Origin of the sequence: Faecalicatena orotica (assembly GCF_905197545.1) — a bacterium.
Taxonomy (GTDB): domain Bacteria; phylum Bacillota; class Clostridia; order Lachnospirales; family Lachnospiraceae; genus Faecalicatena_A; species Faecalicatena_A orotica.
In genome coordinates, this window is sequence record NZ_CAJJZH010000008.1 from 235,492 (window position 1) to 253,779 (window position 18,288).

General features: G+C 40.5%; 17 protein-coding genes. 6 read left to right on the forward strand and 11 right to left on the reverse strand.

The features are described from left to right. Positions 1–66 precede the first annotated feature (66 nt). From ABIN22_RS17475 to ABIN22_RS17485, 3 genes are all read right to left on the reverse strand, one after another. Positions 67–606 carry a DUF4446 family protein gene (locus ABIN22_RS17475; RefSeq protein WP_109733276.1) on the reverse strand — a complete coding sequence of 180 codons (540 nt, stop codon included), beginning with the start codon at positions 604–606 and terminating at the stop codon, positions 67–69. Between the two features lie 93 nt (positions 607–699). Next, positions 700–1,629, reverse strand: coding sequence for a ParB/RepB/Spo0J family partition protein (locus ABIN22_RS17480; RefSeq protein ID WP_109733275.1), 930 nt, complete (start codon positions 1,627–1,629; stop codon positions 700–702). A 1-nt stretch (position 1,630) separates the two neighbouring features. Then, the gene (locus ABIN22_RS17485; RefSeq protein ID WP_109733274.1) at positions 1,631–2,398 is read right to left on the reverse strand and encodes a ParA family protein; all 768 of its coding nucleotides are present in this window, start codon (positions 2,396–2,398) and stop codon (positions 1,631–1,633) included. 545 nt (positions 2,399–2,943) lie between these two features. On the opposite strand from ABIN22_RS17485, the gene ABIN22_RS17490 reads away from it, so the two are divergent. Beyond that, entirely contained in the window at positions 2,944–3,915 is a 972-nt protein-coding gene (locus ABIN22_RS17490) for an alpha/beta fold hydrolase (protein ID WP_118621896.1), read from the forward strand. A 79-nt stretch (positions 3,916–3,994) separates the two neighbouring features. On the opposite strand, the gene rsmG is transcribed toward ABIN22_RS17490, so the two are convergent. From rsmG to rpmH, 8 genes are all read right to left on the reverse strand, one after another. Next, positions 3,995–4,708: a 16S rRNA (guanine(527)-N(7))-methyltransferase RsmG gene (gene rsmG / locus ABIN22_RS17495; RefSeq protein ID WP_109733356.1), complete on the reverse strand. Its 714-nt coding sequence runs from the start codon at positions 4,706–4,708 to the stop codon at positions 3,995–3,997. Between the two features lie 42 nt (positions 4,709–4,750). Continuing rightward, a complete protein-coding gene (gene mnmG / locus ABIN22_RS17500) occupies positions 4,751–6,643 on the reverse strand; it encodes a tRNA uridine-5-carboxymethylaminomethyl(34) synthesis enzyme MnmG (RefSeq protein WP_346910226.1) in 1,893 nt (630 codons plus the stop codon). Next, positions 6,609–8,018, reverse strand: a complete 1,410-nt coding sequence (gene mnmE, locus ABIN22_RS17505) for a tRNA uridine-5-carboxymethylaminomethyl(34) synthesis GTPase MnmE (protein ID WP_346910228.1) — start codon at positions 8,016–8,018, stop codon at positions 6,609–6,611. The genes mnmG and mnmE overlap by 35 nt, the downstream gene beginning before the upstream one ends. Positions 8,019–8,296: 278 nt before the next feature. Further along, complete coding sequence (jag, locus tag ABIN22_RS17510; protein ID WP_118621899.1) at positions 8,297–9,163, reverse strand: RNA-binding cell elongation regulator Jag/EloR; 867 nt, start codon at positions 9,161–9,163, stop codon at positions 8,297–8,299. Between the two features lie 28 nt (positions 9,164–9,191). After that, positions 9,192–10,481 (reverse strand): YidC/Oxa1 family membrane protein insertase, encoded by a 1,290-nt coding sequence (locus ABIN22_RS17515; RefSeq protein ID WP_118621900.1) that lies wholly within the window; start codon positions 10,479–10,481, stop codon positions 9,192–9,194. Positions 10,482–10,493: 12 nt separating this feature from the next. Continuing rightward, positions 10,494–10,706 (reverse strand): membrane protein insertion efficiency factor YidD, encoded by a 213-nt coding sequence (yidD, locus tag ABIN22_RS17520; RefSeq protein WP_109733268.1) that lies wholly within the window; start codon positions 10,704–10,706, stop codon positions 10,494–10,496. A gap of 79 nt (positions 10,707–10,785) precedes the next feature. After that, positions 10,786–11,124, reverse strand: coding sequence for a ribonuclease P protein component (rnpA, locus tag ABIN22_RS17525; protein ID WP_346910231.1), 339 nt, complete (start codon positions 11,122–11,124; stop codon positions 10,786–10,788). 56 nt (positions 11,125–11,180) lie between these two features. Then, the gene (rpmH, locus tag ABIN22_RS17530; protein WP_109733266.1) at positions 11,181–11,315 is read right to left on the reverse strand and encodes a 50S ribosomal protein L34; all 135 of its coding nucleotides are present in this window, start codon (positions 11,313–11,315) and stop codon (positions 11,181–11,183) included. 749 nt (positions 11,316–12,064) lie between these two features. Here rpmH and dnaA point away from each other — a divergent pair. The 5 genes from dnaA (at position 12,065) to gyrB (ending at position 18,286) form a co-directional block, all read left to right on the forward strand. Continuing rightward, on the forward strand, positions 12,065–13,435 hold the full coding sequence (dnaA, locus tag ABIN22_RS17535) for a chromosomal replication initiator protein DnaA (protein ID WP_109733265.1): 1,371 nt from the start codon (positions 12,065–12,067) through the stop codon (positions 13,433–13,435). A gap of 417 nt (positions 13,436–13,852) precedes the next feature. Further along, positions 13,853–14,962: a DNA polymerase III subunit beta gene (gene dnaN / locus ABIN22_RS17540; RefSeq protein WP_109733264.1), complete on the forward strand. Its 1,110-nt coding sequence runs from the start codon at positions 13,853–13,855 to the stop codon at positions 14,960–14,962. A 31-nt stretch (positions 14,963–14,993) separates the two neighbouring features. Continuing rightward, complete coding sequence (locus tag ABIN22_RS17545) at positions 14,994–15,209, forward strand: RNA-binding S4 domain-containing protein (protein WP_109733263.1); 216 nt, start codon at positions 14,994–14,996, stop codon at positions 15,207–15,209. 42 nt (positions 15,210–15,251) lie between these two features. Further along, complete coding sequence (recF, locus tag ABIN22_RS17550) at positions 15,252–16,337, forward strand: DNA replication/repair protein RecF (RefSeq protein WP_109733262.1); 1,086 nt, start codon at positions 15,252–15,254, stop codon at positions 16,335–16,337. Positions 16,338–16,348: 11 nt separating this feature from the next. Further along, entirely contained in the window at positions 16,349–18,286 is a 1,938-nt protein-coding gene (gyrB, locus tag ABIN22_RS17555; RefSeq protein ID WP_109733261.1) for a DNA topoisomerase (ATP-hydrolyzing) subunit B, read from the forward strand. The last annotated feature ends 2 nt before the right edge of the window (positions 18,287–18,288 follow it).

The following is an 18,288-nucleotide window of genomic DNA, read 5'->3' on the forward strand; positions in this document are numbered from 1 at the left end:
TATATATCCTTTATACTGATCTTTTATGAATAACTATACATGAAAAACTGTTTGTAAACAACTTTTTTACAGACCACGCTCCAGATCTGTTTTCAAGCCATAGGCATCCTGATAGATTGCTCTTTCCAAAGATTCTACTTCTTCTTCCGCAAGCTCTATATAACTCTGCCCTTTTACAATTTCTTTAATATAGGTATAACAGCCTTCTCTGCTGTGCATTGCATTCAAAATCCACCCGTTATCTTCCTCATCCAGCATTGTCAGGGCAAAACTCAAATTTCCTCCCATTTCATGAAATGCATCGTATTTTACAATACCAATCTTTTGGTAATGAGATTTCATTTTCTTATAAATATCACTAATATTCTGCTCGTTTTTCTTGGCCAGTTCAGTAACCTCGTCGAGTTCGGCAAACCTTGCCAGTATGCTTTCCTCTAAATTCTTCCCATCTTTCCCTTTCATAAACGAATTATAGCTTACTTTCAGGCGGTTATATTTCATATTTACACTGATAAGCAGTATAAACAGCAGAACCTGAATCAAAAATAGTAATATTATAAAATATGCCGGATCTATTCCAAGGCTGGTTAATAAACTATTTTCCATTATTATATCTCCTTCTTAATTATTCACGCTGACTCTCCTCTACTCATATTCTCCCCATTTTGCAGTGCCTTATTTTGATCCGATTTGAATTTACTAATTATCTTTGATAGACATAATCAGATCGAATATACGTTCGAGTTCATCTTCTGAGTAATATTCAATCTCTATTTTCCCTTTTCCGTTCGTCTTCGGACTGACATTTACCTTTGTACCGATTATGCTTTTCATTTTCTCTTCCAGATTATCATAGATAAATGTATGCTCTGGTTTTTCCGGCTTTTGTACCTTTTTAGGATTTTTCAATGCCTTTACAAGCTTTTCAGTCTCTCTTACGCTAAGCTTTTCATCAAATATTTTATTTGCTATTGCATACTGCTGTTCTTCCTCATCAATTGCAAGGAGTGCACGGGCATGTCCGGTTGTAATCATGTCATCTACGATCATCTGCTGTACTCTTGCACTAAGTTTTAAAAGTCGCATAGAGTTTGTAACTGCAGTTCTGCTTTTAGATACTCTTTCTGCAACTTCATCCTGCTTTAGGCTGAATTCTTCCAGCAGCCGCTTATATGCCATGGCTTCTTCTATCGGGTTAAGGTTTTCTCTCTGTATGTTTTCAATCAGGGATATCTCTACGATTTCCTGATCTGTATATGTTTTAATCACTACAGGCACTTCTTTTATTCCAGCCAGCTTTGCCGCTCTCCACCGTCTCTCACCGGCGATAATTTCATAATAATCCTTTTTTTTCTGGACTAAAAGCGGCTGAAGTATGCCAAATTGCTTGATAGAATCAGCCAGTTCAAGCAATGCATCTTCATCAAATTCTTTACGCGGCTGGTCCCTGTTTGGCTCAACCTGATTAATCTTCACCAGTATTTCACCGGATTCACTTACTTTTTCATTGCTATTTTTCTCTGCATCCGCCTTGTTTAAAGTATTACCCGGCTTCTTAGCCGCTTTATCACTTCTATCAGGAATCAGACTATCCAGACCTTTTCCGAGACCATTTCTTTTTACTGCCATATTATTCTTCTCCTTTATGTATTACTTCGTCTGCTAACAACATATAACTCTCTGCCCCTGCAGATTTAGGATCATATAAATTAATAGGCATACCATAACTTGGAGCCTCTGCTAAACGAATATTTCTCGGTATAATTGTCTTATATATATTCTGTTCCAGGTTGTCCTTAACATTTTCTACAACTTGCAGTGATAAATTTGTCCTGGCATCATACATTGTAAAGACAACACCCTCTATCTCTAGTGTGGGATTCAGTCTTTCCTGAACCAGTTCAATCGTATGGATGAGCTGACTCAAACCTTCCAATGCGTAATATTCACATTGAATCGGAACAAGAACCGAATCAGCTGTTGTCATCGCATTTATAGTAAGCATGCTCAATGCAGGAGGACAATCAATAATAACAAAATCATAGTTGTCCTTTACCTTATTTATCTCATTTTTTATGATGTATTCTTTATTATCAACGCCGATCAATTCGATCTCTGCTGCTGATAAATCAATATTAGATGGGAGAACGTCCAAATTTTCAAAAACGTCTTTGCAAATGCATTCTTCAATGCCGGCATTTCCTATAATCAGGTCATATACACTATTTTCAACCTCATTTTTATTCACACTAAGTCCACTGGTCATATTTCCCTGAGGATCCATGTCCAGAGCCAGAACCTTCTTACCGCAGCTGGCCAGTGAGGCTGATAAATTAATAGCTGTAGTAGTCTTCCCTACACCGCCCTTTTGGTTTGCTATTGCTATAATTCTTCCCATTTTAATACTCCTTTCATTGAACACCTCATTATTATATCACCTTTTAAAGCGTATATCTACCTAATGTTTCACGTGAAACATAGAATTTTATATAAACATTTGTAAATTTATTAGGAAGTTTTACACTGAAAGGGAACGGTCAAAAAAACAGATTCAGCTTTGACTTTTTGGTTATGTAAATAAATGTTTCACGTGAAACATTTAGACTTTATTTTAGTGAAACTACTGTATTTAAATTTTGCATATGGTTTATTATTAAATCGTGTTATATAATTTATAGCAAGGGACACTAAAAGTAATTGATACTCTCCTGCTACCATTATCTATACTAAGCATACTTTATTTATAATCACTTATTTTTTAATGTTTCACGTGAAACATTTAGATTTTTTTACTGTCTTAATTTTTTTATTTTTCTAAATTCTTAATTCTTTCTCTCCACTTAAAGTTTTTCTTTATTTGGAGCCGCCGTTGTAGTATAATAATAAATATATCTTGTTAAGCCCATTCGTTTAATAAATATAAATTTTGAAAGAGGTGATTCTTTGACTTGGAAAAAGAAACTCACAACATGTACTGTTTTAGCAGGTACCACCGTAGGTATTATGCATGTTGTTAATAGATTGGTTTACTACATTTCTACGATAGATAATCTATTATATAATAAAGATGAAAAGTACTATGACTGGAGATTCGGCAGTATATATTATACTAAGCAGGGGAAAGGTTCTCCAATCTTACTGATACATGATTTAGATGTCAGCAGTTCAGCATATGAATGGAATAAGATTGTTGCCGGACTTTCCAGAACAAATACAGTCTATACCATAGATCTGCTGGGATGCGGACGTTCACAGAAGCCTAATCTTACTTATACTAATTACTTGTATGTTCAGATGATCACCGATTTTATTCACCATGTAATTGGAGAAAAGACAGATGTCATAGCCACCGGAGAATCCGGTACCTTTGTATTAATGGCATGTGCAAATGACAATACAGTTATCAATAAGATTATGCTTGTAAATCCCGGAGATCTTGTGTCCCTTGCAAAGATACCGACTAAGCGTACCAAACTGATACAACATATTATTAATACCCCTGTATTAGGTACCTTTATCTATAATATGCGTATTAACAAACGTACAATTGAAGAGGATTTCAGAAGCCAGTATTTATACGATCAGAATAAGCTGGAAGAAAGAACAATTATGACATATTTTGAAGCTTCACATAAATGCAGCACACATTCAAAATATCTCTATGCAAGTATTAAATCAAGATTTACAAATGCAAATGTCATCCACTGTCTCAAAGATATTAATAACAGTATCTTTATTATAGTAGGAAATGCTAATCCGGAGAATGCTCTGATAGCAAACCAGTACCAGAATCATCTCCCATCTATAGAAGTCATTGGAATTGATAAGACAAAGCACCTTCCGCAGCTGGAATCACCAGATGAATTTATCGATCAGGTTAAAGTACTTTTTGATATTGATGGTGCCGACGAATAATACCAACACCTCAAATGAGATAGTCCCTCATAAATGTACAATAATGAAAGCGACGGTATGGCTGATACCGTCGCTTTCATTATACTATCGGTTCCTTTCCGGGCAGTCCTGCCTTTCTCGGATACTTTTTAGCTGTATTCTTATTCTTTTTTACTTTCACAAATGATCTGCCTATTTCTGTTCCCGGAAGCTGAAATTTAACTGTATCTTCTAAACTGCCTCCTAACACATTTACTGCTTTTTTTGAAGCATTTAATTCATCCTCAATATTTCCAGATTTATATGAAATAAATATACCCCCTACCCGTATATATGGTATGCAGTACTCACTGAGTGTTGCGAGATTTGCAACTGCCCTGGATACACACAAATCAAATTTTTCCCTATATTCCTCTTTTCGGGCATAGTCTTCTGCCCTTCCGTGCAGTGTTATAATATCCTCTAGCCCCAATTCTTCTATTACTGCATCCAAAAACTTGATCCTTTTATTTAAGGAATCCAAAAGCACCACATGGAGCTGGGGAAATGCAATTTTCAGTGGGATCCCGGGAAACCCTGCTCCTGTCCCTATATCAATCACCGAGCTTACTCCATTCATATCAACAGCTTTTACAATTGCAAGGCTGTCAACAAAATGTTTCTCATTAACCTCATCATACTCAGTAATTCCTGTCAGGTTCATGACTTTATTCCACTCTGTCAGTAATTCATAGTACTTATTAAACTGCTGTTTCTGTGTTTCCGTTAATTCTATATCCAGCTCTTTTAACTGGTTTTCAAACTTATTTGACATATATGCCCCCATTTCAAATTTTATTGCCAGTAAACCAAAGTCCTACCTGCTTTCCAAATAAACGAGAAGTACGGATATATCGGCCGGTGAGACTCCTGATATTCTGGAAGCCTGTCCGATGGATGCTGGACGGATTTCCGTAAGTTTTTGTTTTGCCTCAATACGCAGACTCTGGATACTGTTGTAATCTATATCTTCCGGAATCATCTTTTTCTCTAATTTTTTAAATTGTTCTACCTGACGCTGCTGTCTTTTTATATAACCTTCGTACTTGATATTGATATTGACCTGCTCAATCACATCGTCCGGCAGTTGTTTCCGCTGTCTGTCAATTGGAGCCAATGCTTCATAAGATAGCTCTGGCCGTCTGATCAGTTCCCCGAGTGTAGTCCCTGATGTAAGCGGTGTACTGCCATGGGACGCAAGAAGTTCCTGCACCTCAGCAGACGTGCCTATATTGGTGTGCTCCGCCCGTTTAATCTCATCATTGATCAATTTTTCCTTTTCCAGAAGTTTCTGGTATCTCTCCCCGCTGATGAGTCCCACTTCATATCCAAGCTTTGTCAGCCTCATATCTGCATTGTCCTGACGGAGGAGAAGGCGGTATTCTGCCCGGGAAGTCATCATACGATACGGTTCATGGCTCTCTTTTGTCACCAGATCATCAATCAAAACGCCGATATATCCTTCTGAACGGTCAATTATAATTCCTTCTTTTCCCTGAAGCTTTCTTGCCGCGTTAATTCCGGCTACAAGTCCCTGGGCGGCCGCTTCTTCGTAACCTGAACTTCCGTTGAACTGCCCGCCGCTGAATAATCCTTCCACATTTTTAAACTCAAGCGTACTTTTCAGCTGCCTTGCATCGATACAGTCATATTCAATTGCATATGCATTTCTGACAATTTTAGCATTTTCCAGACCCGGAACAGTCCTGTACATCGAAAACTGCACGTCCTCAGGTAATGAACTTGACATTCCGCCCACATACATTTCCGTTGTATCAAGACCTTCGGGCTCGATAAATACCTGATGACGGTTCTTATCTGCAAATTTTACTACCTTATCTTCGATAGACGGACAGTATCGCGGCCCCGTGCCTTCAATCATCCCCGAAAACAGTGGTGAACGGTCCAGATTTTTTCTTATAATATCATGTGTATTCTCATTCGTATATGTCAGCCAGCAGGAAGCCTGATCGATCTGTACATCCTCCGGGTCAGTCGTAAAGGAGAACGGCACGATCCTGTCATCTCCCTTCTGCTCTTCCATCTTGCTGAAATCAATAGAATTTCTATCGATTCTTGCCGGAGTACCGGTTTTGAAGCGGTACATCTGTATTCCCAGAGATTTTAGGCTTTCTGTCAGGTAATTTGCCGCCTGAAGCCCGTTAGGGCCTGTCTGAGTGCTCACATCACCGTAAATACACCTTGCCTTCAAATAAGTCCCTGTACACAGAATTACCGCCCTGCATGGATATATAGCCCCTGAATACGTCTGTACCCCTGTAACCTTATGATTGTCCGCAAGGATATCTGTTACTTCCATCTGACGGATATCCAGATTTTCCTGATCCTGAAGAACCTGACGCATCGTGCGGCTGTAGCTGGCTTTGTCGGCCTGTGCACGCAGTGAATGTACAGCTGGCCCCTTGGACTTATTCAGCATCTTTGACTGTATAAACGTCTTATCAATAACTTTTCCCATCTCCCCGCCAAGTGCGTCCAGTTCCCTGACCAGATGTCCTTTCGAACTGCCTCCAATATTCGGATTACACGGCATCAGCGCGATACTGTCGACACTAACCGTAAATATAACCGTACGAAACCCAAGCCTTGCCGCCGCAAGCGCCGCCTCACAGCCTGCGTGTCCTGCGCCTACAACTGCGATATCATAACCGTCTTTATTTTCCCATACAGAATTTGCTGAATATTTCATTGACTAAATCTTCTCCTATCGTTTCTCCTGTTATACTTCCGAGTGACTCATATGCATCTATCAGATCAATCGAAAAAAAGTCTTCCGGCATCTGATTGTCGATACTTTCTATAACCTTTTCCAGGCTCCCGCATGCATCCATTAGCGCGGCTTTCTGCCTGATATTCGTAATATATACTTCATCATTAAATGAAACCTCTCCATGTAAAAACATCTCCTTTAAGGTTTCTTCCAACTCATTCAATCCCTGTTCTTCCTTCGCTGAAATGTCAATCATCGGAATTATTCCAGCTTCTGTATTGCCTCTGCTGTTTAAAACTGTCTGATTAATCTCTTCCTGCATTTTTTCTTTCGTTATTACGGTAGTTAAATCTGATTTATTCAACAAAATAATAACCTTCCGGCCGTCCAAAAGCTCCATAATATCTCTGTCATTACTATCCAGCGGTCTGGATGCATCTACAACATAAATGATCAGATCGGATTTTTTTACATACTCTTTTGCTTTATCAACACCTATTTTTTCAATAATATCATCCGTTTTTCTGATACCCGCTGTGTCGATCATGTTCAGTGTAAGTCCTTTCAGCTGAATCTGTTCCTCCAGAGCATCGCGTGTCGTCCCCTCTATATCCGTTACGATCGCTCTCTCCTTTCCCGCCAGCACATTCAAAAGGGACGATTTTCCTGCATTTGGTTTTCCCACGATAACTGTCTGGATTCCTTCTTTCATAATTCTCCCACTGTCAGATGAATCGATCAGCTTCTTTATTTCAACTAACAGTTCTTCTGTAACCTTCTTCAAAGTCTCACCATAACCGTCTATATCAATATGTTCCGGATCGTCCAGCGCAGTCTCAATAAATGCAGTATGATAAATAATCTGTTTTCTGATATCCTCTATCTTCTTCCTGACACTGCCTTTCAGCTGGCTGATTGAACTCTGAAGCGCATACTCACTTTGGGATGTGATCACATCTATCACGGCCTCCGCCTGTGACAAATCTAACTTCCCATTTAAAAACGCACGCTTTGTAAATTCCCCCGGCTCTGCGGGTCTTGCACCATTTTTGATGACCGTCTCCAGCACTCTTTTTACTACATAGTTTCCCCCGTGGCAGTTAATTTCCACGGTATCTTCACCTGTAAACGTTCTGGGTGAGCGCATCAGCATAACCAGTACTTCATCAATTGTCTCGTCTTTATCTTTGATGTATCCATAATGGATCGTATGACTTTCAGCCTCAGAAAGCCTTTCTTTCCCATGGTAAATCCTATCTATCACATGAAATGCCTCATCCCCGCTGATACGCACGATTCCAATTCCTGAATTCGTCATACCTGTGGAAATTGCGGCAATTGTATCCTTCTTCATACCTGCCTCCTGCCAATTATCAAACACACTCCAGGCTGCCAAGATCAGGCAGCTTTGAATTGTTGTTTAGGATAATAAAATAGAGTTTCGCTTGCGAAACTCGCGCCTGCGGCGATCGCATCGCGACATCTACCTTATACGCCGCAGTGCGCATCCCCCGGAGGGCTTTTTATTTCATAGGAGTACTTTCCTATGAAATAAAAAGACGTTTCGGCTTCACGAAAGCATCCGTGAAGCGGAAACGTCCTCTTTCGCTTCGATTCTATTACTACTTTTTGTTACTTCTTCAATGTAACAACTACTTTTCTGTAAGGCTCATCTCCCTCACTATGGGTCGTTACGTATGGATCAGACTGAAGTGCTGCGTGGATAATTCTTCTTTCATAAGGATTCATCGGCTCTAAAGATACTGATCTTCTTGAACGTTTTACCTTATATGCAATATTCTTTGCAAGATTCTTAAGTGTCTCTTCTCTTCTTGCACGGTAATTCTCTGTATCCAGCTTCACACGTACATATCCGTCCTGATGCTTGTTGGCAACCCTGTTAGCAAGGTACTGGAGAGAATCCAGTGTCTGTCCGCGCTTTCCGATAAGGATTCCCATATTGTCACCCTTCATCTCAATACTTAAGGCTCCGTCAGCATCAATTTCTGAAACCAGTTCCACGGTCATTCCCATGGCCTTCAGTGTATCACATAAAAAGGATTCAACGGCTTTTTTCGTCTCATCTTTTACTTCTGCAAGTTCAGATTCGCGTTTCACAGCCGGCTTTACTTCTTCGCGGTGCGTCTCTTCCCTGAATTCTTTTCTGGAACGCTCTTCTTTTTTTGCGTAATCTTTCTTCTTAGCTTCCTTTACCGGAGCTTTTTTAACTTCAGGTTTTGCTTCCGGCTTCATTTCTGATTTTACTTCTGTCTTAACTTCAGCTTTTACTTCTTGCTTAATCTCAGGCTCTTCTATGACAGGTTCAGGTTTTCTTCTTGCTTCAATAACTGCCTGTTTTACACCTATTCCAAGGAATCCGGCACTTCCCTTTTCAATGACTTCATAATCTAACCGGTCACTGGTCACACCTAACTGAATCAACGCTTCTGTAATTGCATCATCCACTGTTTTTGCAGATACTCTGATACTACCGTTCATCCTGAATCCTTCCTTTCTGTGATTCTAACTATTTATCATCTTCCGTTTTGTCCGATGTACTCTGTCCGCTGTTAAATCTGCTGACAAGGTTTGCCTTAGATGCAAGGCTTCCTGACTTCGCATTCTTCGTATATTGTGCAGCTTTCTGAAGACGCTCTTCTCTTTCCTTATCAGATATATTTGTCTTTTTCTTTTCTTCAACGTTTCTGGTACTTGTAGTTGCCATTCTGTTAATAGACTGTGCAGACGTACCCTTTTTCTCACGTTTCTTTGCAGCTTTTTTCTGATTCTCCTGAATCATCTCGTCTGTTGACTTTTTGCTGAGGTATTTATTAATTGCAAGCTGCTGCACACATCTTACTACCGCACTGATTGCCCAGTACAGACCAAGACCTGCCGGGAGCGTAAATCCCATAAATACTGAAAACAGAGGCATGGTGTATGTCATTGTCTTCATTGAGTTTGCCATCTGGTTGCTCGGGTCAACTTCTGGCTGCGGCTGTAGCTTTACACTGATAAACTGTGTCAGACCTGCCATTACAGGAATGATAGCCGCCATGATAATTCCTAAAATTGAAAAATCTTTAATTGCAGCTGTCAGCATTGTAAATGGTGCTTCACCAATATTAATTCCAAGGAAACTGTTTAAGTGTCCAACAGCCTGTGTTGTTGTTTCTACAATATCATTCAGGGACGGAATCTTGTCCACCAGTGTATTCCATGTGGAATCCTGAAATTTATACAGTGCATTCACAAGTGTATCTGCCTGTGAATAGTCATAAGCCTTTGGGCTCATAAGTACAGGTTTGGCTTCTCCGATCTTCTCCATAATCTTCTGGAAACCATCTGCAGCCATGATCTGATTTACAACCGGCATATAGACATCTTTTACACCCTGTACATAATTCGGAATATTCTGAATTACCGGATACAGCGCAAAAAGTACGGGCATCTGGATCAGCATTGGCAGACATCCACCTGTTGGCGACGTACCATATTTTTCATATACGGTCTGCATCTCTTCTTGTTGCTTTAACATGGACGCCTGGTCTTTTTTACCTGCATACTTTTTCTGAATCTTCTGAATCTCAGGATTCATAACAGAAGACATCTTAGACCATTTCTGTTGTTTAATTGTCAATGGAATCATTAATGTATATACGATGATTGTAAAGATGATGATACAAACACCAATGTTCTGTATCCCGAACAAACCATCCATCACATTATAAATTCCGTTCATCACTTTTCCAAGCAGCCAGGAAATCTGATGAATAACCGGCCAGTCTGCATATCCTGCAGCTAAAATTCCATACATCTCTTATCCTCCTTAAGGTACCGGATCATATCCGCCTTTTGCAAATGGATTGCACCGCAGAATTCTCCAGATTGTTAAGGCACCGCCTTTGATCGCACCATACTTCTGAATCGCTTCAATACCGTACTGTGAACAGGTCGGTGTATAGATGCAGTGATACCTTGTCTTTAATCCGGACAGATATTTTTGATAGAACCGGATAAGTCCTATTAAAACACGCTTCATCTGCGTCGCTCCCTTTCTTTAGCGCCTGCCATGCTGCTCATGGGCTTTTAAGTACATCTCAGCGCTTCTACTGATTATTTTACTGATTATATATTTCATGAAGCCTTCCCAAGTGGATGAGTGCACTCTCAATGTCATGATAACCCTTATCTTTTGCACTCACTCTCGCAATCACAATTATATCTAATCCACCTTTGAAATGTGCCTCTTGAAGTCGATAACTTTCTCTGATTAAACGTGTAAGATGATGTCTTACAACACTATTTCCAACTTTCTTGCTCACGGAAATCCCAAGTCTGTTCTTTTCCGTACCATTCTCCCTCACATACATAACAAGATACTTGTTTGCATACGATTTACTGTTTTTATAAACGATCTGAAAATCTTTATTCTTCTTCAAAGATTCCGAAAACTTCATTCTTTATACCGCGCTTTTCCTTTTATAAATAGAAGAAAAGGCCACATAGATGCGGCCTAAGCTGATAACTGTTTTCTTCCTTTTGCTCTTCTGGCAGCTAAAACTTTTCTTCCGCCCGGAGTACTCATTCTTGCTCTAAAGCCATGAACTTTTGATCTCTGTCTGTTTTTAGGCTGAAATGTCATTTTCATTACCAATACACCTCCTTTAGTTGAGATACTTATTATAAAGTATTTACAATGATTCTCAAATTTTATTTCTTTCTACTATTATAATAGGCAGAAAGACACTGCTCTTAATTATATTCAAAAAATGCCGGTAAGTCAAGCCATTCCCTGCATTTTTCTTAAATTGTGGCAACATCTTTCTGTGTATCAAGTTCTATCTTAATTACTAGGTATCATATCAGCTCTGGTATGCTTTCTTTGATTAAAGAAAAAATCCTTACAAAACTGCAAACCCGCTTTTCCCTTATCAGAGAACAATCAGAAGAATATTTTTCACGCTTTTAATGTGTAAAAGGCCCTGCGGTGGGCATATCCCTTCATTTTCCACACTTTATCAACTACATATTCTTAGCAAACGGCCCGGGTGGAAAACAGGTATATGCTCCCACTACAGGGCCTTTTCGCATCTTTCCATTAGCACCCCCGTTCTCGGAAATCAACATATCCACTTCCCTAATCTGACACTTTTCCACAATTTGCTTCTTTGGTGTGAATTTCTGTGGATAAAATGTGGATAACTACTTTATAACTACTGTATAATGTGTAGATTAAATTTTTTTTCCTATTACGGCCCCATATTTTATCTGCGTTAATTTTGTTCATAAAGTTATACACAGCATTTCTCATTGCTTCTAATACCGTTTTGATGTAAAATGTAATAGAGAGATTTTGCCTAGATATCTCTCTATTATATTGATTAGGAGTACTTATCGATGAACATTGTAGAAGAAAATTGGGAGCAGATCCTAAATAAAATGAAGTTAGAATATTGCTCATCAAATATTTCATACAATACGTGGATTGCACCACTTACCGTATATGAAGTGACCGATGACACTGTTTATATTCTTGTGAGGTTGAAAGCAAGTCTGGAGCATATAGAAGAAAAATATATGCTTCCTTTTAAAGTGTGCATTGCTGAAGTAACAGGAAAGGAATATGATATATCCTTTGTTACAGAAGATAATGTAACTATCCAGGAGAAAAAGGAGAATGTAGTTAAGAAGCAGAAGTCAAATGCGATCTTTGAGAATGCAAATCTCAATGGAAAGTATACATTTGATACTTTTGTCGTGGGCAGCAATAACAATTTCGCCCATGCCGCATCCCTTGCAGTTGCGGAATCTCCGGGTGAGATTTATAACCCGCTGTTTATATACGGAGGTGTAGGACTCGGTAAGACTCACCTTATGCATTCCATCGCACACTTCATATTAGAGAATGATCCTGAAAAAAAAGTTCTTTATGTCACAAGCGAGACGTTCACGAATGAACTGATCGATGCTTTGAAGATTGGTAAGAACGGGAATGAACTGGCCATGACCACATTCCGTGAAAAGTACAGGAATAACGATGTTCTCCTGATTGATGATATTCAGTTTATTATAGGCAAGGAAAGTACGCAGGAAGAATTCTTCCATACGTTCAACCACCTGCATGTTTCAGGAAAGCAGATTATCATATCCAGTGATAAGCCGCCGAAAGATATCGAGACACTTGAGGCAAGGCTTCGTACACGTTTTGAATGGGGGCTGATTGCAGACATTTCTTCCCCCGATTATGAGACAAGGATGGCAATCCTTCGTAAGAAAGAAGAATTGGACGGGCTTGAACGCTACCATATACCGGACGAAGTCCTTCAATATATAGCGAATAATATCAAGTCCAACATCAGAGAACTCGAAGGCTCTCTTAATAAATTGATAGCACTGTCAAATCTGGAGAAAAAGCCGATTGATATTCCGCTCGCAGCGGAGGCCTTAAAGGATATGATTTCTCCAGATAAGAACCGGGTCGTTACCCCGGAATTAATTATTGATGTTGTTTCTGAACATTTTAATGTACCCGTAGCTGAGCTGAAAGGCAAGAAAAGGAATGCAGAGATTGTACTTCCCCGCCAGATTGTCATGTATTTATGCCGTGCCATGACCGATACCCCTCTGAAGTCAGTCGGTATCATCTTAGGCGGCAAGGATCATGCCTCTGTCAGCCATGGTGTCAAGAAGATTGAACATGAGATTACCGTAGATGAAGCTCTTAACAATACGGTTAATATTATAAAGAAGAAGATAAATCCGGTCTGATGATAAAAGTAACATAGGCTGTTTATCCACATTTGCCTGAAATAAGGCTCCCTTAACAGCAGGCTCAACTTTAAGGGAAGCCCATGGTTTCAAGGCTTTATGAAGCTTACATTACTTTGCAGGGCTAATGTGGATAAGCTTGGGATAACCCTGTTCAAACCATGTGGATTAAGAGGTTGATAACGGATTAAGGACTTTTTGAGGTTCAGATTATCCCCACATTATCCCGAGGTCATACAGTGGATGTCTACAGAGTTTTCAGTATGGACAAACCCTTTAAAATCAAGGCCTGGAACCACTTATTAACTTATCCACAGCCCCTAAGGCTAAGAAGGCGGAGCTGATTTATATAAATATTTTTAAAAATGCGCGGTCGAAAAGATATTCACCACACCCATCGAAAGGAGTTACTGACATATGAAAATCATTTGTTCAAAATCAAATCTCGTAAAAGGAGTCAGCATTGTATCAAAAGCTGTACCTTCAAAAACAACTATGCCTATTCTGGAATGTATTCTGGTTGACGCATCCATGGATGTTATAAAGCTTACAGCGAATGACATGGAACTTGGAATCGAAACAAGGATTGACGGAGACATTGTTGAGAGAGGTATCATTGCATTAAACGCAAAGATCTTTTCTGAGATCGTCCGGAAGCTTCCGGACAGTGAAGTAACGATAGAGACAACGGCAGACAATCAGACATTGATTACCTGTGAAAAGGCAAAGTTCAATATTGCAGCACAGTCAGGGGAGGATTTCTCTTATCTCCCGATTATCGAGAAGGATGATTATATTACCGTTTCTGAGTTCACGCTCAAAGAAGTGATCCGTCAGACCATCTTCTCGATTGCCGACAATGATACAAACAAGATGATGACAGGAGAACTGTTTGAGATCGAAGATAACGTCCTGAAAGTAGTCTCTCTGGACGGACACAGAATCTCTATCCGTAAGATCGAATTAAAAGAATCCTATGCCCCGAAAAAGGTAATCGTACCTGGAAAGACCCTGCAGGAGATCAGTAAGATCATCGGCGGAGAGGCAGAGGCGGACGTTGATATATCATTTACCAAGAATCATATTGTGTTTGAGTTTGACAGGACAGTCGTTGTATCACGTCTGATCGAAGGCGAGTACTTCAAGATTGACCAGATGCTTTCCAGCGATTATGAGACAAAAGTCAGAATCAATAAAAGAGAACTCCTGAACTGTATCGACAGAGCGACACTCCTGATCAAAGAGGGAGACAAGAAGCCGATCATCATTGATATCCGTGAGGGATCCATGGAGCTGAAGATCAAATCCCAGATCGGATCCATGGATGAGGAGATTTTTATCGTGAAAGAAGGAAAAGATTTATTGATCGGATTTAATCCGAAGTTCCTGATCGATGCCCTCAGAGTCATTGATGACGAGGAAGTGGACCTGTATTTCATGAATGCAAAGGCCCCATGTTTTATCAAGGACGAAAATCAGAGCTATATTTACCTGATTCTTCCGGTAAACTTTAATGCAGTTGCATAGTACAGATAAATAGTCAGAAAAGAGGAGCAGTATGGAAATCATTAAGTTGCGTGACGGAGATGAATTTATTAAGCTGGGACAGGCACTGAAAGCAGCAGGACTGGTCGAGTCAGGGGTCGAAGCAAAAGAGGTAATACAGGACGGCGAAGCAAAAGTAAACGGCGAGACTGACACTAGAAGAGGACGTAAATTATATGACGGAGATGTCGTTCAATTTGACGGACAGGAAATAAAAATTGAAAAATAGTCTGAAAAAGTGTAGAATAGTGACATACTTGAGGAAACATCAATGGTAATCAAATCTCTAAAGCTAAAGAATTACAGGAATTACGAATTGTTAGATTTGAAATTTGACCCCAAGACTAACATTTTGTACGGTGATAATGCTCAGGGAAAGACGAATATTCTGGAGGCATTGTATTTGTCAGGAACGACCAAATCTCACAGAGGCACGAAAGACAGGGATTTGATACAGTTTGGGAGTGACGAGGCGCATCTGGAAACGGTGATCGAGAAAAGGGGCACCGAATTCCAGATCGACATGCATCTGAAGAAAAACAGTCCGAAAGGAATCGCAATCAATAAGATTCCGATACGAAGAGCAAGCGAATTATTTGGGATTATCCATTTTGTATTTTTTTCGCCGGAGGATTTGAATATTATCAAAGAGGGACCGTCCGGCAGAAGAAGATTTATTGATCTGGAATTATCTCAGCTGGATAAAGTATATCTCAGCAATCTTTCTAACTATAATCGAATTATTAATCAAAGGAATTCCTTACTCAAAGATATATACAGGCAGGAGAATCTTGTAGAGACATTGGATATCTGGGATATGCAATTAGTTGAGTACGGGACAAAAGTGACTGAGAGAAGAGAACAGTTCGTGAAAGATGTAAATAAAATCATTTCGAAAATCCATGATAAGCTGACAGGCGGTAAGGAGAAGATTACGATTACCTATGAGTCAAGTACCGGCAGTATGGGGCTTGAACAGGCTCTGAGGAAAAACAGAGAGCGTGATATCAGGATGAAGAGTACTTCCGTTGGGCCGCACAGGGATGATCTGTGCTTTACGGCAGGCTCCCTTGATATCAGGAAATTTGGTTCCCAGGGACAGCAGCGCACGGCGGCTCTTTCGCTGAAACTTTCAGAGATTGAGCTGGTGAGGTCAATGATTAATGACACACCGGTATTATTATTGGACGATGTTTTGTCTGAACTGGACAAACACAGGCAAAACTACTTACTGGACAGTATTCATGATATACAGACAGTAATCACATGTACTGGATTAGATGAGTTTGTAAATCATCGGTTTTCTATTAATAAAATTTTCCATGTAAAAAATGGGCAGGTAGCAAAAGAAAATTAGGAGGTTTTTAAATGGGTGCAACAGGTACAGAATTTGACGCCGAGTATGGAGCAGATCAAATCCAAATATTAGAAGGACTGGAAGCGGTCAGGAAACGGCCGGGAATGTACATCGGCAGCACTTCTTCAAGAGGACTCCACCATCTGGTATATGAGATTGTGGACAATGCTGTAGATGAGGCATTGGCCGGTTATTGTGATACAATCTCAGTTAGTATAAATCCTGATAATTCAGTAACAGTCATTGATAACGGACGTGGTATCCCGGTAGGGCTGAACCACAAAGCCGGGCTTCCGGCGGTTGAAGTCGTATTTACGATTCTGCATGCGGGCGGCAAGTTCGGCGGCGGGGGATACAAGGTTTCAGGAGGCTTACATGGTGTAGGTGCTTCTGTTGTTAATGCGCTTTCCCAGTGGCTGGAAGTTGAGATTTACAACGAGGGAAAAATCTATATGCAGCGCTACGAGCGTGGCAAGGTTGTTTTGAAATTAAACGTGATCGGAGAATGTGAGCCTGACAAAACTGGGACAAAAGTCACATTCCTGCCAGATGATGAAATATTTGAAGAAACAATTTTTGATTATGATGTTCTGAAACAGCGCTTTCGTGAGATGGCATTCCTGACAAGGGGCCTTAAGATCATGATCCGGGACGAACGCGAGGAGGAGCCAAGGGAAAGGACCTTCCACTACGAGGGCGGAATCAAGGAATTTGTTGCCTATCTGAACAAGAGCAAGACGCCGCTCTATGAGCAGATTATTTACTGTGAAGGCATGAAAGACGGCGTGGCTGTCGAGGTTGCCATGCAGCACAATGATTCCTACAGCGATAATACTTATGGATTTGTAAATAATATTACGACTCCTGAAGGCGGAACACATATAGTCGGTTTCAGAAACGCCCTGACAAAGACGTTTAATGACTATGCAAGAAAAAATAAACTGCTCAAGGACAGTGAGCCAAACCTTTCCGGTGAAGATATCAGGGAGGGGCTGACTGCGATCATCAGTGTGAAGATCGAGGACCCACAGTTCGAGGGACAGACAAAGCAGAAACTTGGAAACAGCGAAGCAAGAGGGGCAGTAGACAGTATCGTCAGCAGCCAGCTTGAGATTTTTCTGGAGCAGAACCCGAACGTTGCAAAGATGACGGTAGAGAAGTCTGTCATGGCGCAGCGTGCAAGAGAAGCGGCAAGAAAAGCAAGGGACCTGACAAGAAGAAAGTCTGCACTGGAAGGAATGTCACTTCCGGGCAAGCTCGCAGACTGTTCTGACAAGGACCCGAAAAACTGTGAAATCTATATCGTTGAGGGAGATTCCGCCGGCGGTTCAGCTAAGACAGCCAGAGACCGTGCGACACAGGCAATCCTTCCTCTTCGTGGTAAGATTCTGAATGTCGAGAAGGCAAGACTGGACAGAATCTATGGGAATGCAGAGATAAAAGCTATGATCACTGCATTCGGAACAGGGATTCATGATGATTTCGATATCTCCAAACTGAGATACCATAAGATTATCATCATGACTGATGCCGACGTTGACGGGGCTCATATCAGTACACTATTATTAACATTTTTATACCGGTTTATGCCTGACCTGATCAAAGACGGCTATGTTTATCTGGCACAGCCGCCGCTGTACAAACTGGAGAAGAACAAGAAGGCATGGTATGCATACAGTGATGAAGAACTGGCCCAGATCCTGACAGAAGTCGGAAGAGACGGGAATAACAAGATCCAGCGTTATAAAGGTCTTGGAGAGATGGATGCGGAACAGCTGTGGGATACCACCATGGATCCGGAGCACCGGGTTCTCCTGCGGGTTGTCATGGATGAAGAGACATCTTCTGAGCTGGATCTGACCTTTACAACCCTGATGGGAGACAAGGTAGAGCCGAGACGTGAATTCATCGAAGAGAATGCAAAATATGTGAAAAACCTTGATATATAATA